This is a genomic window from Allobosea sp. GW823-FHT01F03 (genome assembly GCF_058798075.1).
This window is the reverse complement of record NZ_CM179505.1, coordinates 4832078-4858414: the sequence shown is the minus strand read 5'-3', so window position 1 is coordinate 4858414 and position 26337 is coordinate 4832078. Positions and strand designations below refer to the sequence as shown.

Sequence of the window (26337 nt, the reverse complement as noted above, 5' to 3'; positions counted from 1 at the left end):
CAGGACTTTCCATGCCGATCAGGCTTGATGCACGTGATGCCGGTTTCGAGCAGGGCTTTGCCGCCCTGCTGGCGACCAAGCGCGAGGTTTCCGAGGATGTCGACCAGGTCGCTGCGGCGATTATCGCCGAGGTGCGGACGCGCGGCGACGCGGCGCTGCTCGATTATACCGCACGCTTCGACAAGCTGGAGCTGACGCCGGCGACCCTGCGCGTCACCGAGGCCGAGATCGAGGCCGCTGTCGCCGCCTGCACGCCTGAGCAGCTTGCGGCGCTCGAGACGGCGCGCTCGCGCATCGAGACCTATCATCTGCGCCAGAAACCGGCCGATTCCTGGTCGCGCGACCCGCTCGGCGTCGAAAGCGGCTGGCGCTGGAGCGCGATCAAGGCCGTCGGCCTCTATGTGCCCGGCGGCACGGCGAGCTACCCGTCCTCGGTGCTGATGAATGCCGTGCCGGCCAAGGTCGCCGGCGTCGAGCGCCTGGTCATGGTCGCCCCGACCCCGCGCGGCGAGAGCAACCCGCTGGTGCTGGCTGCGGCGCGGCTCGCCGGCATCGACGAGATCTACCGCATCGGCGGGGCGCAGGCGGTGGCCGCGCTCGCCTATGGCACGCAGACCATCGCCCCCGTCGCCAAGATCGTCGGCCCCGGCAACGCCTATGTCGCGGCAGCCAAGCGCCGCGTCTTCGGCACGGTCGGCATCGACATGATCGCCGGCCCTTCCGAGGTTCTGGTCCTCGCCGATGCCAGCGCCAATCCCGACTGGATCGCGGCCGACCTGCTGGCCCAGGCGGAGCACGACACCGCCTCGCAATCGATCCTGATCACCGATGACGCGGAACTCGCCACCGAGGTCGAGCGTGCGGTCGCAAGCCAGCTCAAGACGCTGCCGCGCGCCGAGATCGCGGCCGCGAGCTGGGCCGATTTCGGTGCCGTCATCCTGGTCGAGACATTGGAGGCGGCGATCCCGCTGGTCGACCGGCTGGCCCCGGAGCATCTCGAGATCGTCACCGGCGATCCGGAGCGCCTCGCCGAACGCATCCGCAATGCCGGGGCCATCTTCCTCGGCGGTCACACGCCGGAGGCGATCGGCGACTATGTCGGCGGCTCCAACCACGTCCTGCCGACGGCGCGCTCGGCGCGCTTCTCCTCCGGGCTCGGCGTGCCGGATTTCATGAAGCGGACCTCGCTGCTGAAATGCGATGCCGGTGCCTTGCGGGCGCTCGCCGGCGCGGCGGTCGAACTCGCCGAGGCCGAGGGCTTGCAGGCCCATGGCCGTTCCGTGACGATCAGGCTGAACTGAGGCGCCGATCGCGATTGCGCAGATTCGGCGCCGGCAGGGGAGGGCACATGTCCGAAACCAACCGCCTGGTCGGCGTCACGCTCGATGAAGCTTCGCTCGGGCGTGGCGCGCCGGATCAGGAGCATGAACGCGCCATCGCGATCTACGACCTGATCGAGCGCAATAGCTTCGCCCTGCCGGAATTCGATGGCGGGCCCTATGCGGTGCATTTGGCGCTGGTCGAGCGCCGCCTCGCTTTCGAGGTGCGCAGTGCCGACGGGGCGGCGCTCGTCACCCACCATCTCTCGCTGACGCCGCTGAAGCGGCTGATCAAGGACTACGAGATGGTCTGCGAGAGCTATTATGCGGCGATACGGACTGCGACACCGGCGCAGATCGAGGCGATCGACATGGGCCGGCGCGGCCTGCATGACGAGGCCGCGGTCATCCTGGTCGAGCGTCTCGCCGGCAAGGTCGTGCTCGACCGTGAGACGGCGCGGCGCTTCTTCACCCTGATCTACGCGCTGCACTGGAAGGGCTGAACGCTTGGAGCCGGCCCCGCGCAAGCTCCAGAGTGTGCTCTTCATGTGCGCGCTGAACGCGGTCCGCTCGCCGATGGCGGAGGCGATGGCCAAGCATTTCTTCGGCAGGTCGATCTATGTCCAGTCGGCCGGCGCGAAGAAGGGCGAGACCGATCCGTTCGCGCTCGCCGTTCTCGACGAGATCGGCATCGATGCCCGCAAGCACCGGCCGAAATCGATCGAGGAGCTGGAAGAGTGGGAGGGGCTCAACTTCGACCTGATCGTCACATTGTCGCCGGAGGCTCACCACAAGGCGCTCGACCTGACCCGGACCACCGCTGCCGAAGTCGAGTACTGGCCGACGGCCGATCCCTCCGCCGTGCAGGGTTCGCGCGAGCAGGTGCTCGATGCCTATCGTGAGGTCCGCGACGGGTTGATGCGCAGGATCAAGGCGCGGTTGAAAAGCTGAAGCCGAATGCCGACGCAGAAGCGCTGGCCATGCGGCCTGGCGGTGATCCACCGAGCGCCATGGCCGCAGCCGAGGACGGCGTCACGAATAGGTGTCCGGAACCGGGTACACGAGATTGCAGCTGGCATAAGCGCCTTCGCACGTCGCCGAATGGCTAAATGATGCAGGAGGAAATGGCGTTACAATCCATGATATTCTACAATAAGTTGTAATATTGTGGAGTGCTAAAAACGTTTAATGATTAGTTAATGCATGAATATCATCTGCTTAATAAAAAATTAATGCAGCGCCTTCAAGTCATGCATTTGTATCTTATGCCTAGGCGCGCCGAAAGACTGCAACGATATGCGGCAGAATCCTATCCCCTCATGCACTCGATCCGAGGGGCGTGGACGACTGCGCGACGGTCTGGCGATCGCAGCCCTCATCATTTCCTCCGGCCTCATCGCCATGACCGGTCTGCCCGGACGGAGCGACACGCCTAGCCAGGAACTGGCGGCGGTGTTCCCGCCCTGGACCAGCAGCCGCGAGGCCGCGGCGCGCAGCCTCGCGGCGGGCATGCGGGTTCTGCGCAGCGGCGCCCTGCCTTTCGTGATGATCGTCGCAGCGAGCGAGCAAGAGGCCGTCAGACCGGACGGCGCCTTGCTGCTGCTGCGGCTCGAAGGGCTGGCAGGCTGTCTTTCCGGCGGAGCCGGTTGATGATCCTGACCTTGCCCGGCCTGCGTGATCTGACGGCGCGCTGCCTGATCGGCCTTGCCTTCGTCCACGTGCCACTCCTGGCGGCCACGGCGATGATCCTGGGCAATCCCGCCTTCGCCCCTGGTGCCGGCGGCTTCGTGCTGGCGGCTGCCGCCCTGTTGGCCTATCGCACCCGTGGAGCCACGACGGCGACCCAGCTCGTCATTGCGACGGCGCTGATCGGGCAGGTCTCGATCTTCGTCGCGAGCTTCGCCGGCCATCCCTGGCAGCCCGACAGCCACATGTATTATTTCGCCGTGCTCGCGCTGCTGGCCGGCTTCTGCGACTGGCGGCCCATCCTCATGGGCGCAGGGCTTACCGCAGCGCATCACCTGGTTCTGCAATATCTCCTGCCCGCCGCCGTGTTCTATCAGGGCGGCAGCCTGGGCCGCGTGCTGCTGCACGCCATCATCGTCGTGGTCGAGACCACCTTCCTCACCGCCATTGCGGTGATCACCGCCCGCATCCTCGCCGAGAACGACGCCAATCTGCGCCGGGCGGAAGAACTCGTCATGCGCGAGCGCCGCGCCAGCGAGCTCGAGAAGAGGAATGCCGAAGAGATCGACGCACGCTCCCAGGCGATCCGCGAGATCGTCGGTGGCTTCCACCGCGAGATGGAGCATGCCATGGCCGTGCTCGACCGGGCAGCGGAGGCCATGCAGGTGAATGCCCGCGAGCTGACGGGCGCTTCCGAGCAGGCGCGCCAGCAGAGCAGCGTCGTCGCCCATTCCTCCGGCGAGACGACGCGCAGCATCGACCAGACCGCAGCAGCAGCCCAGGAACTGGCGAGCTCGATCGCCGAGATCGGCCGCAGCGTCACGCATTCAGCCGATAGTTCGAAGGCGGCGGCGGCGCTTGCCCGCACCGCGAGCGCCGAGATCGAGGCCCTGGCCCAGACCAGCGAGAGCGTCGGGGCCGTCGTCGAGATCATCCGCGGCGTCGCGGCGCAGACCAGCATGCTCGCGCTGAATGCGACTATCGAAGCGGCTCGCGCCGGTGCGATGGGCAAGGGCTTCGCCGTCGTCGCCAGCGAGGTCAAGACCCTCTCGACTCAGACCGCCAACGCCACGGAGGAGGTGGCGCGCTCGATCGGCGCCATCCAGACCGCATCCCAGCGCTCGCTGAAGTCGATCCGCGCGATCGTCTCGGCGATCGGCGAGGTAGAGACCGTCTCGGTCTCTATTGCGCACGCGGTCGAGGAGCAGAACCGCGCCACGAACGAGATCGCCCATGAGGTGCAGATCTCCTCCGACGGGGCCAATCGCAGCGCCGAGGCGCTCGGCGGCTTCCGGACGGTGACGGCGCGCACCCATGACGCAGCCGCGGAGTTGCAGCAATCCTCGGACGATCTGGCGCAGCAGGCTTCGAAGATCCGCCGCGAGGTCGCCGCGTTCTGCGAGAAGGTCGCGGCCGCCTGAGGCCGTCTGCCTACCAGCTCCGTCCAGGCCCGACGGCGCCGATGCCGAGCCAGGTGCCGAGCGTCGCGGCGATGTCGGCAAAGCTCTCACGCCGCCCGATCGGCCCGGCCGCGACGCCAGCTCCGAAGGCGAGCACGGGCACGTGCTCGCGGGTATGGTCGGTGCCCGGCCAGCTCGGATCATTGCCGTGATCGGCGGTGATCACGGCCAGGTCGCCGGGTCTCAGCCTCGCCTCGAGCCTCGGCAGGTCGCGATCGAAGGCTTCGAGCGCCGCCGCATAGCCGGGGATGTCGCGGCGGTGGCCATATTCGGTGTCGAAATCGACGAGATTGACGAAACAGAAGCCGCCATCCGGCAGCGTCTCGATCGCTTCGAGCGCGGCTGAGAACATCGCCGCATTGCCGAAGGGCTTGATCTCCAGCGCTGTGTTGCGATGAGCGAAGATGTCGCCGATCTTGCCGACGGTGACGATGGCACGGCTCTGCTGCGCCAGCCGATCCAGAATCGTTTCGTCCGGTGGCGGTATGGAGAAGTCCTTGCGGTTGCCGGTGCGGGTAAAACCGGTCTCGGCCGTGCCGACGAAGGGGCGGGCGATGACGCGGCCGATCCTGAGCGGGTCGACCAGAACCCGGACCTTGCGGCAAAGCTCGTAGAGCCGCTCCAGCCCGAAATGCTCCTCATGCGCCGCGATCTGCAGGACGGAGTCGACCGAGGTGTAGCAGATCGGCTTGCCGGTCGAGATATGCTCCTCGGCCAGCTCGTCGATGATCGCCGTGCCGGAGGCGTGCTTGTTGCCGAGGATGCCGGGCAAGACTCCTTCGCGGATGATGGCGGCGACGAGGTCGGGCGGGAAGGAGTTCTCCAGCGCGGTGAAATAGCCCCATTCGAACGGTACGGGGCAGCCGGCGATTTCCCAGTGGCCGGATGGCGTGTCCTTGCCCTGGCTGACCTCGACGCCATAGCCGTACTGGCCCTGCGGCGCTTCCGGCCGCGCGACACCGGCCAGCGGCTTGCCGGTCGAGGCTTGGCAGGCATGGCTCAGCCCCAGCCGGGCGAGATTGGGAATAGCGAGCGGCCCGCTGCGTAGTCCTTCGCGGTCGCCGCGGCCCTCGGCGCAAGCCTGGGCGATATGGCCGAGCGTGTCCGCACCGGTATCGCCATAGCGGGCCGCATCCTCCGCCCCGCCACAGCCGACGGAGTCGAGCACGATCAGGATGGCGCGCGTCATCGTCAGTCCCGCACCGCAGCCGTTTCGGCCGGTTCGAGGTTGAGGGCGGCGGCGAGCAGGGCCCTGGTATAGGGCTCGCGCGGCCGGGCGAAGACCTCCTCGGCCGGGCCTTCCTCGACGACCTTGCCGTTCTGCATGACCAGGACCCGGTGCGACAGCGCCCGTACGACCTTGAGGTCGTGGCTGATGAAGAGATAGCCGAGCTTGCGCCGTGTCTGGAGCGCGCGCAGCAGCTCGACGATCTGAGCCTGCACCGACATGTCGAGCGCCGAGGTCGGCTCGTCGAGCACGACGAATTTCGGATCGAGGGCCATGGCGCGGGCGATCGCGATGCGCTGGCGCTGGCCGCCGGAGAATTCGTGCGGATAGCGGTCCATGGTCGCCGGATCGAGTCCGACATCGGCGAGCGCCTGCGCCACGATCTCGCGCTGGCGCTGATAGCTCAGCCCCTTCTGCTGAACGGTCAGCCCCTCCGCTACGATATCGGCGACCGACATGCGCGGCGAGAGCGAGCCATAGGGGTCCTGGAAGACGACCTGCAGGTCCTTGCGCTTCGGCCGGACGGCGGCGGCCTTGAGCCCGTCGATCCGGTCGCCGAGAAACAGGATCGGCCCTTCCGAGGAAATCAGCCTGAGGATGGCGAGCCCTAGCGTCGTCTTGCCCGAGCCGGACTCGCCGACGACGCCGAGCGTCTCGCCCTCGCGGACTTGCACAGAGATGCCGTCGACGGCCTTCACATGGCTGGTCGTGCGCCGCAGCAGGCCGGTCTTGATCGGGAACCAGACCTTGATCGGTCCGGCTTCGAGCAGCGTCACGGCGCCCTCCGCCACCGGCTCCGGCCGGCCCTTGGGCTCGGCCGCGAGCAGCCGCCGCGTATACTCGTGCTGCGGTCGCTCGAAGATCTCCGAGACTGGGCCCTGCTCGACGATCTTGCCCTTCAGCATCACGCAGACCCGGTCGGCGATGCGCCGGACGATGCCGAGATCATGGGTGATGAACAGCACCGCCATGCCGAGCCGGGTCTGCAATTCCTTGAGCAGGGTCAGGATCTGCGCCTGCACAGTGACGTCGAGCGCCGTGGTCGGCTCGTCGGCGATCAAAAGGTCGGGCTCGTTGGCGAGCGCCATCGCGATCATCACGCGCTGGCGCTGGCCGCCGGAAAGCTGGTGCGGATAGGCGTCGAGCCGGCTTTCCGCATCGCGGATGCCGACGAGGCTGAGCAGTTCGAGCGTGCGGGCACGGGCCTTCTCGCCGCGCAGCCCCTTGTGCAGTTCGAGGATCTCGCCCATCTGCCGCGCAATGGTGTGCAGCGGGTTGAGCGAGGTCATCGGCTCCTGGAATACCATGGTGATGTCGTTGCCGCGGACCTTGCGCATCGCGTCCTCATCGGCCGCGATCAAATCCTGGCCGTTGAACAGCACCTTGCCGGAGGGGTGATGCGCTGCCGGATAGTTCAGCAGCTTCAGGATCGACAGCGCCGAGACCGATTTCCCCGAGCCGGATTCGCCGACCAGTGCCAGCGTCTCGCCCCTGGCGATCTGGAAGGAGACCTTGTCGACGGCGAGCGTCTCCTGCCCGCCCTGGCGGAAGGCGACGGAGAGGTCCTGGACGGAGAGGAGTGGGGTGGTCATGTATGCGGGCTCCACACCGCAGCCGCGTCGATATCGAGACGTGTCATGCTGCTCGGAAGCCGCAGCCTTGCGTCGGACGATATGAAGAGGTTGCACGAGGCCGAGAGCGCGGTCGCGATATGAATGGCGTCGGGGCCCTTGTTGCCAGCGTTGGCACGGACCTCGGCGCTCGATCGCAGAACGGCCCGGGTTACGGGTAGGACGGCCAGCTTTTCACTGCCGGTCAGTAGTCGCTCATAGAGTTCGATGAGCGCGACCAACTCGTCCCTGAGCGGTTTCACCAGCACTTCGGCCAAGGTCAGCTCGCTCGTAAACAAGTACAGGGCTCCAGCTTCGACATGGCGCATGAGCGAAGCGAAAGGCGTTCCATCGACCTCGATGAACTGGATAATGGCATTGGCATCCAGATAGGCGAGAAAGGGCGGTGCAGGCGTCACCTGTCCTCCCATTCGTCCCGCAGCGCCCGGATGCGTGCAACGGCTTCCTGCGGCGTCGTGCGCTTGATGACGCCAGCGTCGCGAAGCCGCTTTGCTTGAGCCAGGACATCCGTGATCGAGAACTGTGGCTTCTCGGCGGGAGTTGCTCGCTGATCGTCCGCTTCGATCGTCACCGTCACCGTGCTCTGGCCGACAAGCTCGACCCGAAGGTCGGGCGGCAGCCTCTCGACCGGATAGTGCTCGCGCACGATCTTGTTCATCGCCTTGCTCCTCGTGGCGATCATAGCACGGGCCTCACGCGAAGGTCTTCCTGGGGTCGAAGGCGTCACGGACGGCTTCGCCGATGAAGATCAGCAGCGACAGCATCATGGCGATCACCACAAAGCCGGCGAGGCCGAGCCAGGGCGCCTGCAGGTTGGCCTTGCCCTGCGCGAGCAACTCGCCGAGCGAGGGCGAGCCGGGCGGCAGACCGAAGCCGAGGAAATCGAGCGAGGTCAGGGTAGTGATCGAGCCGTTGAGGATGAAGGGCAGGAAGGTAAGGGTCGCGACCATGGCGTTCGGCAGGAGGTGCTTCACCATGATGGCGCGGTCGGTGAGCCCGAGCGCCCGGGCGGCGCGGACATATTCGAAATTGCGTGCGCGCAGGAACTCGGCCCTGACCACGCCGACCAGTGCCACCCAGGAGAACAGCAGCAGGATGCCGAGCAGGACGAAGAAGCTCGGCGTGATGATCGCGGCGACGATGATCAGGAGGTAGAGCGCCGGGATCGAGGTCCAGATTTCGATGAAGCGCTGGAAGATCAGGTCGGTCCAGCCGCCGAAATAACCCTGCACCGCCCCGGCGGCGATGCCGATCACCGAGGAGATCGAGGCCAGGATCAGCCCGAACAGGATCGAGATGCGGAAGCCATAGATCAGCCTCGCGACGACGTCGCGGCCCTGGTCGTCGGTGCCGAGCCAGTTCCATTCGAGGTCGCGGCAGGTCGCACCGCCCATGCGCTCGGCGATCGGCCGGCATTGCTCGTCCTTCAGCATCCAGGTCGGCGGGGCAGGGGCCGGCACCGGCAGGTCGAGATTATGCGTGCGGTAGGAATAGCGGATCGGCGGCCAGAGCGCCCAGCCATGCGCCGCGATCTCCTTGGCGATCACCGGGTCGCGGTAATCGGTGGTGGCGAGGAAGCCGCCGAACTTCTCCTCGGGATAGTTCACCGCGACCGGGAACAGCGTCTCGCCCTTGTAGCGGACGAGCAGCGGCCGGTCGTTGGCGATGAATTCGGCGAAGAGCGAAAGCACGAACAGCGTCAGGAAGATCCACAGCGACCACCAGCCGCGCTTGTTGGCCTTGAAGCTGTTGAGGCGGCGCCGGTTGATCGGTGAAAGCCTGAGCCAGCCCTGGCGCGCCGCAATCGGCGCGCTTGCAGGGGTGGCGGCGCGCAGGGCTGGCGGCGGAACGTCGAGCAGCGTGTCGCCCATCTCAGGCCTCCCGCGATTCGAAGTCGATGCGCGGGTCGACCCAGGCATAGGTCAGGTCGGTGATCAGGTGCACGACGAGGCCGATCAGCGAGAAGATGTAGAGATTGGCGAAGACCACCGGGTAGTCGCGATTGACGATCGCTTCGAAGGAGAGCAACCCGAGCCCATCGAGCGAGAAGATCGTTTCGATCAGCAGGGAGCCGGCGAAGAGCGCGTGCACGAAGGCGCCGGGAAAGCCGGCGATGACGATCAGCATCGCATTGCGGAAGACATGGCCGTAGAGCACGCTGCGCTCGGACAGCCCCTTCATCCGGGCGGTCAGCACATATTGCTTCCTGATCTCGTCGAGAAAGGAGTTCTTGGTCAGGAGCGTCGAGGTCGCGAAGGCGCCGAGCGCCATCGCCGTCACCGGCAGCGCTATATGCCAGAGATAGTCGAGCACCTTGTCGAGCGGGCCGAGCTGCGCCCAGTTCTCCGAGGTCAGGCCGCGCAAGGGGAAGATCTGCCAGAACGAGCCGCCGGCGAAGAGCACGATCAAGAGGATCGCGAACAGGAAGCCGGGGATGGCGTAGCCGACGATGACGACCGCGCTCGTCCAGGTGTCGAAGCGCGAGCCGTCCTTGACCGCCTTGCGGATACCGAGCGGGATCGAGATCGCATAGGAGAGCAGGGTCATCCACAGCCCGAGCGTGATCGAGACCGGCAATTTCTCCTTGATCAGTTGCAGCACTGGCGCGTCGCGGAAATAGCTGCGGCCGAAATCGAATGTCGCATAGTCCTTCAGCATCTTCAGGAAGCGCTCATGTGCCGGCTTGTCGAAGCCGAACTGCTTCTCCAGCTCCTTGATGAAGGCCGGGTCGAGCCCTTGTGCGCCGCGATAGGCCGAGCCCGAATCCATGGCCTGCGCCCCAGCATCGCCGCCTGCGCCGCCACCGACGCGGTCGGCCGCGCCACCGCTGTTCGGGTTTTGTAGCTGCGAGATCACGCGCTCGACCGGCCCGCCCGGCGCGAACTGCACGATGACGAAAGAGATCAGCAGGATACCGAACAGGGTCGGCACCATCAGCGCCAGGCGCCGGGCGATGTAAGCCAGCATCAGCGGCAAAGCTCAGGTCGAGAGAAGACGAAACGCGGCATGGACGAGGTGGCGCGCAGTTCGCGGTGAATAGTGTTCATGACTCGCTCTCCGCTGCCATAATGATTGCCGGGAGGTGAGCGAGCAATGCGGGCAATGCCGTTCGTGCCGTCTCCCAGACAATGACGAGATTGATGTCGAAATAGCCGTGCGCGATACGATTGCGCATCCCCTTCATGCTTTTCCAGGGCACATCCGGGTAGCAGTCGAGGAAATCGGCATGGCTTTGCAGCAATCTGGTCGCGGCTTCACCGATGATCACGAGGTTCAGGATAACGGCCTGTTGCGTGCGCTCGTCGGCCAGAAAGTCGGCTTTCTCCATGCCCTCGATATAGCTTCCCGTCTTGCGCGCCGCGTCGGCCATATGCCGTAGATAATCGGCCAGTCTCTGGCGATCGCTCATACCGGCTGCGCCTCGGCCAGCACGTGATGGCGGAAGCTGGGCGGCAAATCTTCGGCGGTCAGAACATCCACGCTGACGCCAAGCAGTTCCTCCAGCGCGACCTGCAAGCCGCCGAGATCGAACAGGGTTGCCCCTGGGAGAGGGTCGATCAGGATGTCCAGATCGCTGTCCTGTCGATCCGTGCCACGCAGGACAGAGCCGAAGATGCGAGGATTGCTGGCGCGGAAACGGCCCATTGCCTCGCGCACCGCGTCGCGGTTCAGAGCAAGAGCGGTCGATGGCTTCATGGCAGCTTCTTACCTGCTTCGTCGTCCGGCGGCACACCCTGCAATCAGCTAGCCCTTCCCGATCCGCTTCGCCTTTTCAGGATCGTACCACCAGATCGCCGGGGCACCGGAGGAGAATTTCGGCTTGGTCTGGGGCCGATCGTACATGTCCCAGAAGGCCAGCCATTCGCTGGCGTTCCACCACATCGGAATCCAGTAGCGCCCGGCCCGCAGCAGCCGGTCGAGGCATTTGGCCGCGACGACGACCTTGGCGTAGCTGTCGGCTTGGCCGATCTTGTCGAGCATCGCGTCGATCGCCGGGCTCGAAATGCCGCCGACATTGCGCGAGCCGCGCGTCTTGGCCGCCTCCGAGCCGTACACGACGCGCAGCGAGTCGCTGGGTATCGCGCTGCCGCTCATCGCGCGGCTGATGATGTCGAAGTCGAACTCGTCGAGCCGGCGCTGATATTGTGCGCCATCGACGATGCGCGAGGTCGCATTGATGCCGAGCCGCTTGAGATTGGCCTGGAAAGGCTGGGTATGCGGCTGCAGCGACGGCGTCGAATCGAGGAACTCGATCTCGAAAGGCTGGCCGTTCGGCAGCTTCAGCACATTGCCGTTGCGCTTGCAGCCGGCGGCGCGCAGCATCTCGTCGGCGCGGCGCAGCAAGGCGCGGTCGCTACCGGAGCCGTCCGAAACCGGCGGCAGGAAAGGCTCGCCGAAGACCTCGTCCGGAACCTTGCCGCGGAAGGGCTCGAGCAAGGCGAGTTCCTCCGGCGAGGGCATGCCCACCGCCTTCGAATCCGAATTCTCGAAATAGGAGGTCGCCCGCGAGAAGGACGAGAACATGATGTTCTTGTTGGTCCACTCGAAATCGAAGGCGAGGCCGAGCGCCTCGCGAATGCGCGGATCGGCGAATTTTTCGCGCCGGAGATTGTAGATCCAGCCCTGCGAGCCGATCGGTTCGGTCTTCGGCAGGGCTTCCTTCTTGACCTTGCCTTCCTTGATCGCCGGGAAATCGTAGCCCGTCGCCCAGATCCGCGAGGTGAACTCCTCCTGGAAGGTGATCACGCCGCTCTTGAACGCCTCGAAAGCGACCTGCCGGTCGCGGAAATACTCCCAGCGCACCCGGTCGAAATTGTTCGTACCGATGTTCACCGGCAGATCCTTCGCCCAGTAATCGGGGACCCGGTCGAATTCGATGAAGCGGCCCTGCTCGAAGCGTCCGACCTTGTAGGCGCCGGAGCCGAGCGGCGGCTCCAGCGTCGAGGCCTCGAAATTGCGGGTCGACCAGTACTTCTCCGAGAACACCGGCAGGCCGGCGACGATCAGGTGCAGGTCGCGGCTGCGTTTTGGCGAGAGCTTGACGATGACGAAGCCGTTGCCCTCGGCGGTGGCCGATTCCATCTCGTTCAGGATCAGCCGGTAGCTCGGATGGCCCTTGGTCTTGAGGATGTTCAGGCTGAAGGCGACGTCGCCGGCGGTGACCTGCGAGCCATCGTGGAATTTCGCCTCGGGTCGCAGACGGAAGCGGTAGGTCAGCTTGTCCTGGGAGACGGCGACGCTCTTCGCCAGCAGGCCGTAGAGCGAGCCGGGCTCGTCGCCCGAGCCGGCCATCAGGCTGTCGAAGCAGGCATCCATGCCGGCTGCGCCATCGCCCTGCAGCACATAGGTGTTGAGGGTGTTGAAGGTGTCGAAGCTCTGGTTGCCGCCAGCGCGCTTGATCTGGACGGTGATCGAGCCGCCCTTGGGCGCCTGCGGATTGACATAGGCGAAATGCGGGAAGTCGGGCGGTAGCGCCAGTTCGCCGAAGGTGGACAGGCCATGGATTTCGGCATCCTGCGCCAGGGCCAGCCCGCCCGGCAGGCCCGCGGCCCCGACCAGGGCGCCACCGGCCTCCAGCAGCCTGCGACGAGTGATCCGCACAGCCATTCCGTTCCCCTTGCGATTCGTGCCCTGAATATCCCGTCGGAGCGGGCCAAGGCCAGCACCATGCGCATAGGCCGGCATGGTGACGGCATTTGCATGGCGACCACAAGCAAAAGCCGGGCTTTCGGCCCGGCTTGCAAAGTCACATCGGTAGGAAGGCTGCTGCCGCCCTCACTCCTTCGGCAGCGGCTTGGGCGCGTCGGCCAGCGAGTTGAGATAGGCGACGACGTCGGCGCGCTGATCCGGCTTGCTCAGGCCGGCGAAGGCCATTGTCGTGCCCGGCATATAGGCCTTCGGATTCTTCAGGAAGCCGTCGAGCTGCTCGGCCTCCCACTTCTCCGAAGCCTTGCCCTTCATCGCCGAGGAATAGCCGAAGCCTTCGATGGAGGCCTTGTTGCGGCCATAGACGTCGAACAGATGCGGGCCGACCTTATTGGCGCCGCCCTTCTCGAAGGTGTGGCAGGCCTTGCAGGCGCCGACGGCCTTTTCGCCCTTGGCCGGATCGGCCTTGGCGAGGCGCACCGCGATCGGCTCCTCGGCCGCTGCGGCCGGGGCCGCAGCGCCGCCGGCGGCCGCCGGCTCCAGGCTCGGCAGGTCGAAGCCGGGGATGGCCGGCTTCTTCGGGGCGAAGACGATGCCGGCGCCCATGTTCAGAGCCATTACGACGAGCAGCGTCGAGAGGCCCGCGCCGGCGATCTTGTTCAGTTCGATATTCATCGTCTCGGGACTCCCGGCCTCGCCGCGCGCGAAGCAAGATAGCGCTCTGGCCGGAGGCTCGCGCACTCCGGCACTCGCAGGCTGCTTAACCGCTTTGCGCGCTGCATTGCAACTCGTATAAGCACGCACCGCTTTGAGACCATTTGACGCTTCCGCCGAGCAAGCCCGCCACGATGCCAAATCCGCTGATCCTGATCCCCGCCCGCATGCAGGCGACGCGCCTTCCCGGCAAGCCGCTGGCCGACATATTGGGCGAGCCGATGATCGTCCGCGTCTGGCGCCGGGCGGTGGAATCGGGGGTCGGCGAGGTCGTGGTCGCGACTGACGAGGCCCGTATCGTCGCGGCGATCGAGCAGGCCGGCGGCCGGGCGGTGATGACCAGCCCCGCGCACCAGACCGGCTCGGACCGCATCAAGGAAGCCGCCGACATCGTCGATCCCGAGCGCCGGCACGACATCATCGTCAATGTCCAGGGCGATTTTCCGACCCTGGCGCCGACCGCCATCGCCGCGGCGGTCGAGCCGCTCGCCGATCCCGCCGTCGATATCGCGACGCTGGCCGGCGAGATCACCGATGAGGAAGAGAAGACGGCGCCGAGCGTCGTCAAGCTGATCGGCAGCGAGGTTTCCCCCGGCCGCATGCGCGCGCTCTACTTCACCCGCGCGACGGCGCCCTATGGCGACGGGCCGCTCTATCACCATGTCGGCCTCTACGCCTATCGCCGCGCGGCCCTCGACCGCTTCGTCAGCCTGCCGCAATCGCCGCTCGAGCTGCGCGAGAAGCTCGAGCAGCTGCGGGCCCTCGAGGACGGCATGCGCATCGACGCGATGATCATCGATCACGTCCCGCGCGGCGTCGACACCCCCCCCGACTTGGACCGCGCCCGCGCGTTCCTGACACCAAGCGCCGGAGCCTGAAGACCATGTCTGTCGTCGTATCCTACCAGGGCGAGCCCGGCGCTTTCTCGTCGCAAGCTGCCCTGCAGGCCTTCCCGGATTGCGAGCTCCTGCCGTGTCCGACCTTCGAGGATGCGCTCGCCGCCGTCTCCGAGGGCAAGGCGCGCTATGGCATGATCCCGATCGACAATTCGATCGCCGGTCGTGTCGCCGACATCCACCATCTCCTGCCGCGCTCGGGGCTGCACATCATCGGCGAGCATTTCCTGCCGATCCGCTTCCACCTGATGGCGGTCGAGGGCGCGACGCTCGCGACCCTGAAGACGGTGCAGAGCCACATCCATGCGCTCGGCCAGTGCCGCAAGATCATCCGCAAGCTCGGCCTCAAGGCCGAGGTCGCGGCAGATACGGCAGGCTCGGCCAGGCAGGTCGCGGAAGCCGGTGATCTCACCCGCGCCGCGATCGCCCCGCACATCGCCGCCGATGTCTACGGCCTCAACATCCTGATGGAGGATATCGAGGACGAGAAGCACAACACCACCCGCTTCGTGATCCTCTCGAAATATCCCGAGTTCGCCCGTCACGGCTCCGGCAAGACGGTCACGACGCTGATCTTCCAGGTCCGCAACATCCCCGCAGCCCTCTACAAGGCGCTCGGCGGCTTCGCCACCAACGGCATCAACATGACCAAGCTGGAAAGCTACATGGTCGACGGCCAGTTCTCGGCGACGATGTTCTACAGCGATGTCGAGGGCCATCCCGACGATCCCGAGCTGAAGCGCGCGCTCGACGAACTCTCCTATTTTTCCAAGGAGATGAAGGTCCTTGGCGTCTATCCGGCGCATCCCTTCCGCGACACCTTCCCGGAGGCCGGAGAGTAACGCCGGCGCCCGCCCCGGGCAGTCGGGACGGCGAATACGGTATCCCAGCGGGTCGCGCTTGCGCCGGCCCCTGGGTCATAGCCTAGGACTTGCTGCAGGAGGCAAGTCATGGCGAAGAAGACGCAGGGCGCCATCGAGCAGGAATGGCTCGCGGCGCATGAATGTGCCAGCCGCATCGGCCTGACGGTACGGGCGCTGCGGCTCTACGAGCAGCGCGGGCTGATCCGACCGCGGCGCACGGACAAGGGCTGGCGGCTCTACGGAGCCGGGGAGATCGCCCGTCTCCACGAAATCCTCGCCCTCAAGCGGCTCGGCTTGAGTCTCAGCAGCATCGTGGCGCTGCTGCAGGGCAAGGCGATCGACCTCGAACGAATCCTGACACTGCAATCGCAGGCGCTGTCGCGGCAACGCGTCCGGGCCGAGCGCGGGCTCGCGCTCGTCGAGACTGCGCGGGCGACGCTCGCTGCCGGCCACACGCTCTCGATCGAGGATCTCATCACGCTCGCAAAGGAGACCAATATGACGGAGCTGACACCAGTCAGCGTCGCGCGGCGACGCTATGAGCAGGCGAGGCCGCGCACGGCGGTCAGGCTCGATCCCGCGCTGTTCGAGCGCTATGTCGGCCATTACCGGCACCCGTCGGGCGCGATCATTGCGGTCGAGAGACGCGGCGACAGCCTGTTCGGCCAGCTTACCGGCCAGCCGGCGCTCGAATTGTTCGCCGAGGCCGAGGACGTGTTCTTTCTGAAGGCCGTACCCGCTCAGATCGGCTTCGCGGCATCCCGCGGCGGGGCCGCGCCATCCCTCACTTTGAGTCAGGAGGGCTTCGACGTCGTCGCATTGCGGATCGACACCGATGAGGCCGCCGCCCAAGAGGCCGCAATCGCCGCCAGGGTCCGTAACAGGACGCCCCATCCGGGCAGCGAGGCAGCGCTGCGCGCCATCATCGTCGAGCAGCGGGAAGGGCGCACCGGCGAGGAGCGGATGAGCCGGGAACTCGCCATCGTCGTCGGCGAACAGTTCCCGTTCGTGCAGGCGGAACTCGCCGCAAAGGGGGATCTGCGCCAGCTGATCTTCAAGGGCGTCGAGCCGTCGGGGCCAGCCGACATCTACGAGGCGCAGTTCGCCAACGGCAAGCTGGAATGGGGCATCGGCCTGGCCGATGACGGCAAGGTCCATGCGCTCTGGCTGACGCCGTCGCGCTGACGGCGGCGCATATCGCCGTCAGGCGCTGGATGTCGGCATCTCGCCGTCGATGGCCCAGGCCTTGAGGATCGTGCTGGCGATCGCGATGTGCTGCGGGCAGCTCAGCCCGTCCGGATGCCGCCCGTCGATCATCAGCAGCGCCTCCTCACGGCTGAACCAGCGCCCGTCCTCGAGCTCGGTGCCGTCGAGCACGATGTCGTCGTTCAGCGCCTCGGCGATGCAGCCGATCATCAGCGAGCTCGGGAAGGGCCAGGGCTGCGAGGCGATGTAGCGCACCGCCCCGGTGCGCAGGCCCGCCTCTTCCCAGGTCTCGCGGCGTACCGCGTCCTCGAGCGTCTCGCCGGGCTCGAGGAAGCCGGCGATGCAGGAATACATCTTCGGCGCGAAACGCGCCTGGCGGGCGAGCAGGCATTTGTCGCCGCGCACGGCCAGCATGATCACGACCGGGTCGGTGCGCGGAAAATGCAGCGCGCCGCATTGCGCGCATTCGCGCCGCCAGCCGCCGCTGACCATCAGCGCCGGGCCGCCGCAATTGGCGCAGAAGCGGTGCCGCGCATGCCAGTCGAGGATCGCCTTGGCTTCGCCGAGCGGCCCGACCTCCTCGGCCGGAACGAGGCGCTTCAGCGCGACGCTGCGCAGATCCGTGACGTGCAGGTCGTCGCGCTCGCGCAGCGCCTCGGTGAGCTGGCGCTCGATCAGCCGCCCGAAGCAGGCTTGGCCTTCCGGATGGATGCCGAGAAAGACCTCGTCGAGCGCTTTGCCGACGCCGTCCGCCTGCGCTTCGTCGAACCAGATCGTCAGGTCTTCGGGCCCGATTCGCCGCAGGATCGGCGTTTCGCCCGCGACGATGGCATGGCGCGTGCCCGGGCTGGCGCGATAGCGCGCGACCGCATCGGGCTGGTCGCGCTGGTCGCCGCGTCGGTCGAGCGGATTGGTGGCGAAGCCGGTGAGGGCGGAGCGTTCGCGGGGGCGGAAGGCGTCGTTCATGACACCTGTCCTAGCGCGCTTTCGAATCTTCCGGAACGGCCGAAAGCGAAGAATTCGTATGCGCGCAAATGATCCCCCGGCGCGCCCTTACTTCCCCTCGCGGCCGCGCAGCAGATGGATGATGCCGGAGAAGTCGGTGCCGCCTTCGCCCCAGGCATTGTGGAGGGCGTAGAGCTGCGCCGCAGCAGCGCCCAGCGGCGTCGAGGCGCCCGCCGCCTGGGCCGCCTCCTGCGACAGCTTCAGATCCTTCAGCATCAGCGCGGAGGCGAAGCCTGGCTTGTATTCGTTGTTGGCCGGCGAGGTCGGCACCGGGCCGGGCACTGGGCAATAGGTGGTCAGCGACCAGCACTGGCCGGACGAGGTCGAGGCGACGTCGAACAGCGCCTGATGCGAGAGGCCGAGCTTCTCGGCCAGCACGAAGGCCTCCGAGACGCCGATCATCGAGATGCCGAGGATCATGTTGTTGCAGATCTTCGCCGCCTGGCCGTTGCCGGCATCGCCGCAATGCACGACGCGCCGACCCATGGCCGAGAGGATCGGCTCGCCCTTGGCGAAAGCCTCGTCGCTGCCGCCGACCATGAAGGTCAGGGTCGCGCCCTTGGCGCCGCCGACGCCGCCCGAGACCGGCGCGTCGAGCGAGAGGCAGCCGCGCTCGGCGGCGCGCGCATGCGCCTTGCGAGCGCTCTCGACGTCGATGGTCGAGGAATCGATCACCAGCGTCCCCGGCGCCACGGCGGTCAGGATGTCGGCCCAGACGCCGAGCACATGCTTGCCGGCGGGCAGCATGGTGACGACGACCTCCGCCCCTGCCACCGCATCCTTGGCAGAGGCGGCGATGCCGACTCCGAGCTCGGCGGCTGCGTCCTTGGAGGCCTGCGACAGGTCGAAGGCTTTGACCGTATGCCCCGCCTTGACGAGGTTGCCGGCCATCGGCCCGCCCATATTGCCGAGCCCAATGAAGGCGATCGTGGTCATGGTCGTTCTCTCCCTGCCTGTATTTCGGGTCGTCATCCCGGCCGCAGCGAAGCGGAGAGCCGGGATCCATGCCTGAACCGTTCCGGAATGGATCCCGGGTCGGACTATGTCCGCCCGGGATGCCCCGGGTTTGCTAGTTCCCCTTGGCCCGTCCGACCAGCGAACGCGCCACGATCATCCGCATCACCTCGTTGGTACCTTCGAGGATCTGGTGGACCCTGAGGTCGCGCACGATCTTCTCGATGCCGTAATCGGCGAGATAGCCGTAGCCGCCATGAACCTGCAGCGCCTGGTTGGCGACCTCGAAGCCGGTATCGGTCGCGACGCGCTTGGCCATGGCGCAGAGCCTGGTCGCATCCGGCGTCTTCTCGTCGAGCGCCGCGGCGGCGCGCCAGAGGAAGGTCCGGGCCGCCTCGAGCTCGGTCGCCATGTCGGCGAGCTTGAACTGCAGCGCCTGGAAATCGGCGATGCGGGCGCCGAAGGCCTTGCGCTCCTGGGCATAGGCGAGCGCCCTGTCGAGTGCGCCCTGCGCGCCGCCGATCGAGCAGGCGCCGATATTGAGCCGCCCGCCATCGAGACCGGCCATGGCGATCTTGAAGCCGATGCCTTCCGGACCGATCCGGTTGGCCACCGGCACGCGGCAGTTCTCGAAGATCACGGCGCGCGTCGGCTGGGCGTTCCAGCCCATCTTCTTCTCATTGGCGCCGAAGGAGAGGCCGGGCGTGTCCTTCTCGACGACGATGGTCGAGATGCCGGAGGGGCCGGCCTCACCGGTGCGCACCATCACGACATAGATGTCGGAGACGCCGGCGCCGGAGATGAACTGTTTCTGGCCGTCGAGGACGTAATGGTCGCCGTCGCGCACCGCCTTGGTCTTCAGCGCCGCGGCGTCCGAGCCGGCGCCGGGCTCGGTCAGGCAATAGCTCGCCAGATGCTCCATGCTGCAAAGCTTCGGCAGGTACTTCTGCCGCTGCTCGTCCGAGCCGTAGCGGTCGATCATCCAGGCGCACATGTTGTGGATCGAGATATAGGCCGCGACCGTCGGGCAGCCCGTCGAGAGCGCCTCGAAGATCAGCGCCGCGTCGAGACGCGACAGGCCGGAGCCGCCGACATCGTCGCGAATATAGATGCCGCCCATGCCGAGCGCGGCCGCCTGGCGCATCTCCTCGACCGGGAAATGCTTCTCCTCGTCCCAGCGCACGGCATGGGGGGCGAGCGTCTCGGCGGCGAAGGAGGCCGCCATGTCGCGGATGGCGATCTGGTCTTCGGTGAGGGAGAAGGCGGTCATGGCTCGTCATCCAAAACGATGACATAAGCGCCGGCGAAGTCCTCACGAGGGAGAGCTGCGCCGCGCGCGATTATGTCGAGGATGTAGTCGCTCACGCCTCTGCCCATGAGCTCGGCGCGCCGGCGGAAATCCGCGATCAGCGCATCGTCGATATCAGGGATGAGGATATCGTTCGGGCCGAGCTCGATTTCGCTGAGTTTCGGCATGGCGACATCCCCTCCCTTTTGGGCGACCGTACTACCCCATGGTCGGGATGACGAAGCTGGCGCCGTCCTTGATGCCGGAAGGCCAGCGCGCCGTCACCGTCTTGGTCTTGGTGTAGAAGCGGATCGAATCCGGGCCATGCTGGTTGAGGTCGCCGAAGGCGGAGCGCTTCCAGCCGCCGAAGGTGTAGTAGGCGAGCGGAACCGGGATCGGCACGTTGATGCCGACCATGCCGACCTGGACCTTCGAGGCGAAGTCGCGGGCGGCGTCGCCATCGCGGGTGTAGATCGCGGTGCCGTTGCCGTATTCGTGATCGTTGGTGAGCTTCAGCGCTTCGTCATAGCTCTCGGCGCGCAGCACGGAGAGGACGGGGCCGAAGATCTCCTCCTTGTAGATCCGCATGTCCTTGGTGACGCCATCGAACAGGCAGCCGCCGACATAGAAGCCGTTCTCGTAGCCCTGCATCTTGAAGTTGCGCCCGTCGACGAGGAGCTTGGCGCCTTCCTTCACGCCGATGTCGACATAGGACTTGATCTTCTCCATCGCAGCCTTGGTGACGACCGGGCCGTAATCGGCCGAGGTGTCGGTCGAGGGGCCGATCTTCAGGCTTTCCACGCGGGGGATCAGCCGCTTCACCAGCTCGTCGGCGGTCGCCTTGCCGACCGGGACGGCGACCGAGATCGCCATGCAGCGCTCGCCGGCCGAGCCGTAGCCGGCACCGATCAGCGCATCGACCGCCTGGTCCATGTCGGCGTCGGGCATGATGATCATGTGGTTCTTGGCGCCGCCGAAGCACTGCACGCGCTTACCATTGGCACAGCCACGCGAGTAGATGTACTCGGCGATCGGCGTCGAGCCGACGAAGCCGACGGCCTTGATGTCATGGTCGTCGAGGATGGCGTCGACCGCTTCCTTGTCGCCGTTGACGACGTTGAGGATGCCGGGAGGGCCGCCAGCCTCGATGAAGAGCTCGGCAAGGCGCATCGGCACGCCGGGATCGCGCTCGGACGGCTTCAGGATAAAGGCGTTGCCGCAGGCGATGGCGGGGCCGAGCTTCCAGAGCGGGATCATCGCCGGGAAGTTGAACGGGGTGATGCCGGCGACGACGCCCAGCGGCTGGCGCAGCGAATAGATGTCGATACCGGGGCCGGCGCCGTCGGTGAACTCGCCCTTCATCAGACCGGGAACGCCGAGCGAATATTCGACGACCTCGACGCCGCGCTGGATGTCGCCCTTGGCGTCGGGGATCGTCTTGCCGTGCTCGCGGGCGAGCAGCTCGGCGAGCTCGTCATTGTTCTGCGCGATCAGGTCGATGAACTTCATCAGCACGCGGGCGCGGCGCTGCGGATTGACCGCCGCCCATTTCGGCTGCGCCTCCAGCGCGTTCTCGACCGCGGCGCGCAGCTCCTTCTGCGAGGCGAGGGCGACCTGGCCGATCACCGAGCCATCCATCGGCTGATAGATGTCGGCCGTGCGGCCAGAAGTTCCCGCGACATGCTTGCCGCCGATGAAGTGCCCGACCTGACGCATGGCGTCCTCCCGATTGTGCTGCGAAAATTCTGCTTGCGCTTACCCCTACCATTATCGTTTGCGCACGACTATAGGGAGATTAAGTCGCCTGTCGTGCACAAAAGCAGATATGGAGGGAGCGTCATGGAACGGTTCGACTGGGATGATCTGCGCTTCTTCCTCGCCGTCGCCCGCTCCGGCCGCCTGACGGCCGCCGCCCGACGGCTCGGTGCCGATCACGCCACCGTCTCGCGCCGCATCACCTCGCTGGAGGAATCGCTCAAGGCCAAGCTGTTCGAGCGCCGGCCTCAGGGCTACGCGCTGACCGGCCATGGCGAGCAGTTGCTGGCCAAGGCCGAGAGCATGGAGACCGAGGCGCTCGCCATCCAGAGCGAGATCGGCGGTGCCGACATGGCGCTGTCCGGCACGGTCCGGATCGGCGCGCCCGACGGCTTCGGCGCCTCCTTCCTGGCGCCGCGCCTGTCGTCGCTGGCCAAGGCCTATCCGGGGCTGGAACTCCAGCTGATCGCCATGCCGCGGCTGCTCTCGCTGTCGAAGCGCGAAGCCGATGTCGCGATCACGCTGGCGCCGCCCAAGGAGGGCAAGGTCGTGGCGCGCAAGCTCTGCGACTACCGGCTCGGCCTCTACGCCTCCCGCGACTATCTCGACTCGATGCCGCCGATCACGGCGCCCGAGGATCTCTTCGCCCATCGCATCATCGGCTATATCGACGATCTGATCTTCACGCCCGAGCTCGACTATCTCGACGAGGTCGCCAAAGGCCTGCGGGCTCAGATCCAGAGCTCGAGCGTGCTCGCCCAGATGAACGCTGTCGCAGCGGGGGCGGGCATCGGCGTTATCCACCATTTCATGGTGCCGTCCGAGCCGCGCCTCGTGCCGGTTCTTCCTGAAACCGTCTCGATCACGCGCTCCTTCTGGCTGCTCGTCCATGCCGATCTGAAGGAGGTCGCCCGCGTCAGGGCGATCGTCGACTTCATCGTGCGGGAGGCGAAGGCCTCGCGCAGCCTGCTGATGGGGGAGGCGAAGCCGGAGCAGCAGCCGGCGGCGTAGTCGCCGGCTCGTCGGGGTGAGCTTCCGTCAGAACTGCATGGAGGCGCCGAGCACCGGCCCGTGCTGCGTCACGTTCCACAGGAAGCCGCCTTCACGATAGTCCTGATACAGCGCCCGGTAGCCGGCGCGCAGCATGGTCGGCCGGCCGAACACGGTGGTGCGGTAGCCGAGATAAGCCTGCGCGTTGTAGGTGATCCGCGAGCCGACGCCGAAGCCGCCGATATCGGCCTCGGCGGTCAGGTTCCAGCGCTCGTCGAGGTCGAGTGTCGCGCGCGCGCCGACATAGGGATCGAGCCAGCTTTCGCTTTCCGACAGGCCGAAGCCGGCGACCCGGATGCTGCCGGTCAGACGCGTCCAGCGGACGCCGACGAGCGGATCGAGCGCGAACACCCGCGGTGCTCCGTGAAGCGTGCTGCCGCCCAGCGGGCTTTCGAGGATGCGGTAGAAGGCGCCTGCCGCCAATACGGTCATCCTCGAGCCGATGCCGATATCGAGCCGCCGAAAATTGTCCTGGCTCTCGATGTCGGCATATTGGCCGTTCGCATAGAAGCCGAGCTTGCCGCGCTGGATCTCGACGGCTCCCATGAAGCCGAATTTGAGGTCCTTGACGGTGTCGCGGAAGGGTATGTCGACCGCGCGCTTGTGGCCGAGCACCGCGGCGTCGCCGTTGAGACTGGTCGCCCAGAGATAGGGCGAGACCGTGATCGTCCACTCCGGCGCGGCCGCCGCCGGCGCCGTTATCGTCGGTGAGGTCATGTCCGCAGCGCCGACCGCCGAGGCGGAGGGAAGCCAGGAGACGAGGCTGAGCGAGGCTGCTCCGAAGAGCCGTCCGAAGCGGCTGTGCAAGCGCGCTGATGCCATGATGTCGAGGCCCCCCGGCCAAAATAGCTTCTGGTGCGGCGGGCGGTCTGCACCGCTCCGCTGCAGGATTAAACGCCTGCCCCGTTCAGCGCTTCGGGAACGCCAGGGCGGGAGCGGCCATGCCCGGCTTGAGCTCGGCGCTGACGATGGCGTTGGCGTCGAGGTCGAAGCTCTTGAAGTCGATCGCGCGCAGGACCGGATCGGTGTAGGTCTTAACATAGAAGACGCGGTTGGTCAGATCCGCCACCGTTGACCATTGCGTGTATTCCAGCGGCTCCCCGCCTGCCTTGATCCAGCCCTTGGGGATGTCGAAATTGTTGACGATATGCTCGGCGAGACGAACGCTCTCGATGCCGCTCGGCTTGCGTTCGACGGAGAGCGTGTAGCCGAGTGCGCGCAGGAAACGGGAAGGCGGGGTGGGGTCGCCGGGGATGCCGAGCATGCCCGAGCCCTCGCCGAGCGGCGAAAAGCTCTGCGAGCCGATCTTCAGGGGCGGTACGTTGTGGGGCGAGAGCTTCACATAGTTGCGCAGATTGGTCAGGTGCCAGTCGAAGGGCGGCGAGTTGGTCATCACGCCCAGCGGATTGTCGTAGAGCTTGAGCTTCCCGTCGATCGGCTCGATCACCAGCGAGGCGCCCGAGGCATCGTGCAGCGTGTAGTGCACCGGTGGCACCATCTTCATCTGCTGCTGCTCGACGCCGATCACGGCCATGCCTTCCAGCGCGGCCTTGACCTCGGCGATGGTGGCGAAGTTCGTCAGCGCCCAGGTCAGCACATCCCAGGGTGCGAGCGACTTCGCCGGGTCGGACTTGCCCGCATCGGCATAGCCGGCAAAGCCTGGAAAGTAGAGGATTCCCCCGACGAGCCCCTTCTCGTTCATGCCGTCGACCAGCGCCGTGACGCCAAGCGCGTTCAGGCCGACGGCGGCATATTTGCCGGTCCAACTGGCAGCGGGCTTGCCGTCAGCGCCGCTGCTGGCGAGCTTGTAATTTCGCGGGATCATCATGGCACGCGATTCGAGCTCGAAGCCGAACTCCATGGTCCGGCCATAGACGGCGCCATTATCCGAGGTCGGAATCAGGAAGCTCGTGCAGGCCGATGCGGCCTGGGAGGTGAGCATGCTGGCCGCGAGCAAGAGAGTGCCGAGAGAACGCAGTCGTTGTGCTGGTGACCGCGCCGATCTGGCAGAGTCTTCGATCATGGACGGCATCCCCCGAATCGTAAGCTGAGCGGAAGGTGGCATGCCGCCGCTTGCCCCGGAAGCGACGGGCGACGATGTCGGCATGCCGTCAGCGCAAGGCAGGCGGCGCTGTCCCGGGGCTGTGGGATGAGTTTGCGAAGGGAAGGGCGGATGCTAGCCTCAGACCGGCCTGCTCCTGCCGCATGCCTCGACGGCGAGCCGCAGAAGCGAGGCGTCAGGCGGCCTGCACGCAGACCCGGTTGCGGCCTTCGCGCTTGGCGGCGTAGAGCGCGCGGTCGGCGGCGACCAGCGCCTGGTCGAAGCTGACATTCTCGTCGATCTCGGCGACGCCGATCGAGGCAGTGAGGGCGACCTGATGCTCGCCGAGCGTCACCGTTTCATGGGAGACGTCGAGCCGGACATGGTCGGCCCGGCGCATCGCCGCCTTGGCGTCGAGGCCGGGAAACAGGATGGCGAATTCCTCGCCGCCAATCCGGGCGAGGAGGCTGTTGCTCCCCTCGATCGACTGCGAAAGACAGCGCGCCACGCCGGCCAGGGCGCGGTCGCCGAGGTCATGGCCGTGGCTGTCGTTCAGTTGCTTGAAGTCGTCGATGTCAAGGATGGCGACCGCGCTTTTCTGCCAGCGCGCGCGCGCTTCGGCGATCAGGGCCGGCGCATGCTCGAAGAAATGGCGGCGGTTGAACAGGCCGGTCAGGGCGTCGCGCGAGGCGAGATTGCGCAGTTGCTCGATCTGCTCCTGCGTCTCGGCGTTGCTTGCGATCCGGCACTGCAGCTCTTCGGGCACGAAGGGCATCGAGATGAAGTCATGAGCGCCGGCCTTCAGGAAGCCGACGGAGACCATGCGGTCGTTGGACGAGGAGACGCCGATCACGCGCAGGCCGCTGGCGGAGAAGCGGCGCCGGATATGGCGGGTCAACGCATACCCGTCCATGCCAGGCATGTTGTAGTCGGTGACGACGAGGCGGACATCGGGGTTGGCTTCCAGATACGAAAGCGCCTCGGCGCCGGAGCTGGCCTCGACGACGTCGTATTGCTGCACGGTCAGCATCCGGGCGAGCAGGCCGCGGGTCGCCTTGACGTCGTCGACGACCAGGATCCGGGTTCGCCGGTTGGCCAGTGCCCGCCTGACGGCGCGGACCACCGTCTCGAGGGCGAACTCGCTGTCCTTCGGGACATAGTCGATGACGTCGCGCTCCATGATGCGGTTGCGCGTCTCGAAATCGAAGGTGCCGGTGTGGACGATGGTCGGGATGCCGCGCTGGACCGTGAAGTCGATCGCCTCGCCCCGCGGCGCGTCCGGCAGGTTCAGGTCGACGACCGCCAGGGTATAGGCCGCGATGTTCTCGGTGACGGCCTCATGCAGTTCGTTGAGCGAGCGGCAGGCGACCAATTCCAGGCCGATCTCTTCGGTCAGGCGGCGACAGAGGGCGATCGAGTAGGTCTTGGAATCCTCGACCACGAGGATCTTCCGGTCGTCTGCGGTGGCCTCTTGCGGGAGGCGGTCGGTGGCGCGGTAGGCCATTGGGCTCGGGCGTCCTTGATCGAAGCCGTCTGCTGGTAACGGCGTCGACCCTAATCCAGGCGGCGGAAGGCGAATGCCATCGCGGTAAACA

The 26337-nt window shown here is 66.4% G+C and carries 27 protein-coding genes; 9 read left to right on the top strand and 18 right to left on the bottom strand.

Features of this window, described 5'->3' with window-relative positions; genetic code table 11:
- Positions 1 to 11 precede the first annotated feature (11 nt).
- The 5 genes from hisD to AC3RCC_RS23240 all read left to right on the top strand — a co-directional run bounded on the left by hisD (position 12) and on the right by AC3RCC_RS23240 (position 4426).
- Positions 12 to 1301 (top strand): histidinol dehydrogenase, encoded by a 1290-nt coding sequence (hisD, locus tag AC3RCC_RS23260; RefSeq protein WP_492256735.1) that lies wholly within the window; start codon positions 12 to 14, stop codon positions 1299 to 1301.
- 47 nt (positions 1302 to 1348) lie between these two features.
- Complete coding sequence (locus AC3RCC_RS23255; protein ID WP_291636689.1) at positions 1349 to 1822, top strand: UPF0262 family protein; 474 nt, start codon at positions 1349 to 1351, stop codon at positions 1820 to 1822.
- A 43-nt stretch (positions 1823 to 1865) separates the two neighbouring features.
- A complete protein-coding gene (locus AC3RCC_RS23250; RefSeq protein ID WP_291636687.1) occupies positions 1866 to 2270 on the top strand; it encodes an arsenate reductase ArsC in 405 nt (134 codons plus the stop codon).
- A 450-nt stretch (positions 2271 to 2720) separates the two neighbouring features.
- On the top strand, positions 2721 to 2969 hold the full coding sequence (locus AC3RCC_RS23245; protein WP_492256734.1) for a hypothetical protein: 249 nt from the start codon (positions 2721 to 2723) through the stop codon (positions 2967 to 2969).
- Positions 2969 to 4426, top strand: coding sequence for a methyl-accepting chemotaxis protein (locus tag AC3RCC_RS23240; RefSeq protein ID WP_492256733.1), 1458 nt, complete (start codon positions 2969 to 2971; stop codon positions 4424 to 4426). Before AC3RCC_RS23245 ends, AC3RCC_RS23240 begins: the two co-directional genes overlap by 1 nt.
- 10 nt (positions 4427 to 4436) lie before the next feature.
- Here AC3RCC_RS23240 and AC3RCC_RS23235 read toward each other — a convergent pair whose 3' ends face one another.
- From AC3RCC_RS23235 to AC3RCC_RS23190, 10 genes are all read right to left on the bottom strand, one after another.
- Positions 4437 to 5654 (bottom strand): phosphopentomutase, encoded by a 1218-nt coding sequence (locus AC3RCC_RS23235; protein ID WP_492256732.1) that lies wholly within the window; start codon positions 5652 to 5654, stop codon positions 4437 to 4439.
- A 2-nt stretch (positions 5655 to 5656) separates the two neighbouring features.
- Positions 5657 to 7285 carry an ABC transporter ATP-binding protein gene (locus AC3RCC_RS23230; protein WP_492256731.1) on the bottom strand — a complete coding sequence of 543 codons (1629 nt, stop codon included), beginning with the start codon at positions 7283 to 7285 and terminating at the stop codon, positions 5657 to 5659.
- The gene (locus AC3RCC_RS23225; protein WP_492256730.1) at positions 7282 to 7722 is read right to left on the bottom strand and encodes a type II toxin-antitoxin system VapC family toxin; all 441 of its coding nucleotides are present in this window, start codon (positions 7720 to 7722) and stop codon (positions 7282 to 7284) included. Before AC3RCC_RS23225 ends, AC3RCC_RS23230 begins: the two co-directional genes overlap by 4 nt.
- Entirely contained in the window at positions 7719 to 7982 is a 264-nt protein-coding gene (locus AC3RCC_RS23220) for a hypothetical protein (protein WP_492256729.1), read from the bottom strand. The genes AC3RCC_RS23225 and AC3RCC_RS23220 overlap by 4 nt, the downstream gene beginning before the upstream one ends.
- Positions 7983 to 8016: 34 nt before the next feature.
- Positions 8017 to 9195 (bottom strand): ABC transporter permease, encoded by a 1179-nt coding sequence (locus tag AC3RCC_RS23215; protein WP_492256728.1) that lies wholly within the window; start codon positions 9193 to 9195, stop codon positions 8017 to 8019.
- A 1-nt stretch (position 9196) separates the two neighbouring features.
- Complete coding sequence (locus tag AC3RCC_RS23210; protein ID WP_492256727.1) at positions 9197 to 10291, bottom strand: microcin C ABC transporter permease YejB; 1095 nt, start codon at positions 10289 to 10291, stop codon at positions 9197 to 9199.
- A gap of 76 nt (positions 10292 to 10367) precedes the next feature.
- On the bottom strand, positions 10368 to 10733 hold the full coding sequence (locus AC3RCC_RS23205) for a HepT-like ribonuclease domain-containing protein (RefSeq protein WP_291644599.1): 366 nt from the start codon (positions 10731 to 10733) through the stop codon (positions 10368 to 10370).
- Positions 10730 to 11020: a nucleotidyltransferase family protein gene (locus AC3RCC_RS23200; protein WP_291636671.1), complete on the bottom strand. Its 291-nt coding sequence runs from the start codon at positions 11018 to 11020 to the stop codon at positions 10730 to 10732. Before AC3RCC_RS23200 ends, AC3RCC_RS23205 begins: the two co-directional genes overlap by 4 nt.
- A gap of 48 nt (positions 11021 to 11068) precedes the next feature.
- Positions 11069 to 12931 (bottom strand): extracellular solute-binding protein, encoded by a 1863-nt coding sequence (locus AC3RCC_RS23195; RefSeq protein ID WP_492256726.1) that lies wholly within the window; start codon positions 12929 to 12931, stop codon positions 11069 to 11071.
- 168 nt (positions 12932 to 13099) lie between these two features.
- Positions 13100 to 13645: a c-type cytochrome gene (locus tag AC3RCC_RS23190; RefSeq protein WP_291636668.1), complete on the bottom strand. Its 546-nt coding sequence runs from the start codon at positions 13643 to 13645 to the stop codon at positions 13100 to 13102.
- Positions 13646 to 13818: 173 nt separating this feature from the next.
- Between AC3RCC_RS23190 and AC3RCC_RS23185 the strand changes: the two genes are divergently transcribed.
- From AC3RCC_RS23185 to AC3RCC_RS23175, 3 genes are all read left to right on the top strand, one after another.
- Positions 13819 to 14562, top strand: a complete 744-nt coding sequence (locus AC3RCC_RS23185; protein ID WP_291644605.1) for a 3-deoxy-manno-octulosonate cytidylyltransferase — start codon at positions 13819 to 13821, stop codon at positions 14560 to 14562.
- Between the two features lie 5 nt (positions 14563 to 14567).
- Positions 14568 to 15422 (top strand): prephenate dehydratase, encoded by an 855-nt coding sequence (locus AC3RCC_RS23180; RefSeq protein WP_492256725.1) that lies wholly within the window; start codon positions 14568 to 14570, stop codon positions 15420 to 15422.
- Positions 15423 to 15530: 108 nt separating this feature from the next.
- Complete coding sequence (locus AC3RCC_RS23175; protein WP_492256724.1) at positions 15531 to 16628, top strand: MerR family transcriptional regulator; 1098 nt, start codon at positions 15531 to 15533, stop codon at positions 16626 to 16628.
- Between the two features lie 18 nt (positions 16629 to 16646).
- On the opposite strand, the gene nudC is transcribed toward AC3RCC_RS23175, so the two are convergent.
- The 5 genes from nudC to AC3RCC_RS23150 form a co-directional block, all read right to left on the bottom strand.
- A complete protein-coding gene (gene nudC / locus AC3RCC_RS23170) occupies positions 16647 to 17615 on the bottom strand; it encodes an NAD(+) diphosphatase (protein ID WP_492256723.1) in 969 nt (322 codons plus the stop codon).
- A gap of 87 nt (positions 17616 to 17702) precedes the next feature.
- On the bottom strand, positions 17703 to 18590 hold the full coding sequence (mmsB, locus tag AC3RCC_RS23165) for a 3-hydroxyisobutyrate dehydrogenase (RefSeq protein ID WP_492256722.1): 888 nt from the start codon (positions 18588 to 18590) through the stop codon (positions 17703 to 17705).
- Between the two features lie 133 nt (positions 18591 to 18723).
- A complete protein-coding gene (locus AC3RCC_RS23160; RefSeq protein ID WP_492256721.1) occupies positions 18724 to 19878 on the bottom strand; it encodes an isobutyryl-CoA dehydrogenase in 1155 nt (384 codons plus the stop codon).
- Entirely contained in the window at positions 19875 to 20084 is a 210-nt protein-coding gene (locus AC3RCC_RS23155) for a hypothetical protein (protein ID WP_291635218.1), read from the bottom strand. Before AC3RCC_RS23155 ends, AC3RCC_RS23160 begins: the two co-directional genes overlap by 4 nt.
- A gap of 31 nt (positions 20085 to 20115) precedes the next feature.
- On the bottom strand, positions 20116 to 21612 hold the full coding sequence (locus AC3RCC_RS23150; RefSeq protein ID WP_291644616.1) for a CoA-acylating methylmalonate-semialdehyde dehydrogenase: 1497 nt from the start codon (positions 21610 to 21612) through the stop codon (positions 20116 to 20118).
- 123 nt (positions 21613 to 21735) lie between these two features.
- Here AC3RCC_RS23150 and AC3RCC_RS23145 point away from each other — a divergent pair, with 123 nt between their 5' ends.
- A complete protein-coding gene (locus AC3RCC_RS23145) occupies positions 21736 to 22662 on the top strand; it encodes a LysR family transcriptional regulator (RefSeq protein ID WP_492256720.1) in 927 nt (308 codons plus the stop codon).
- Between the two features lie 27 nt (positions 22663 to 22689).
- Here AC3RCC_RS23145 and AC3RCC_RS23140 read toward each other — a convergent pair whose 3' ends face one another.
- From AC3RCC_RS23140 to AC3RCC_RS23130, 3 genes are all read right to left on the bottom strand, one after another.
- Positions 22690 to 23523, bottom strand: coding sequence for a hypothetical protein (locus tag AC3RCC_RS23140; RefSeq protein ID WP_492256719.1), 834 nt, complete (start codon positions 23521 to 23523; stop codon positions 22690 to 22692).
- Positions 23524 to 23608: 85 nt separating this feature from the next.
- Complete coding sequence (locus AC3RCC_RS23135) at positions 23609 to 24724, bottom strand: linear amide C-N hydrolase (protein WP_492256718.1); 1116 nt, start codon at positions 24722 to 24724, stop codon at positions 23609 to 23611.
- A 214-nt stretch (positions 24725 to 24938) separates the two neighbouring features.
- Positions 24939 to 26246, bottom strand: a complete 1308-nt coding sequence (locus AC3RCC_RS23130) for a GGDEF domain-containing response regulator (protein ID WP_492256717.1) — start codon at positions 26244 to 26246, stop codon at positions 24939 to 24941.
- Positions 26247 to 26337 lie beyond the last annotated feature (91 nt).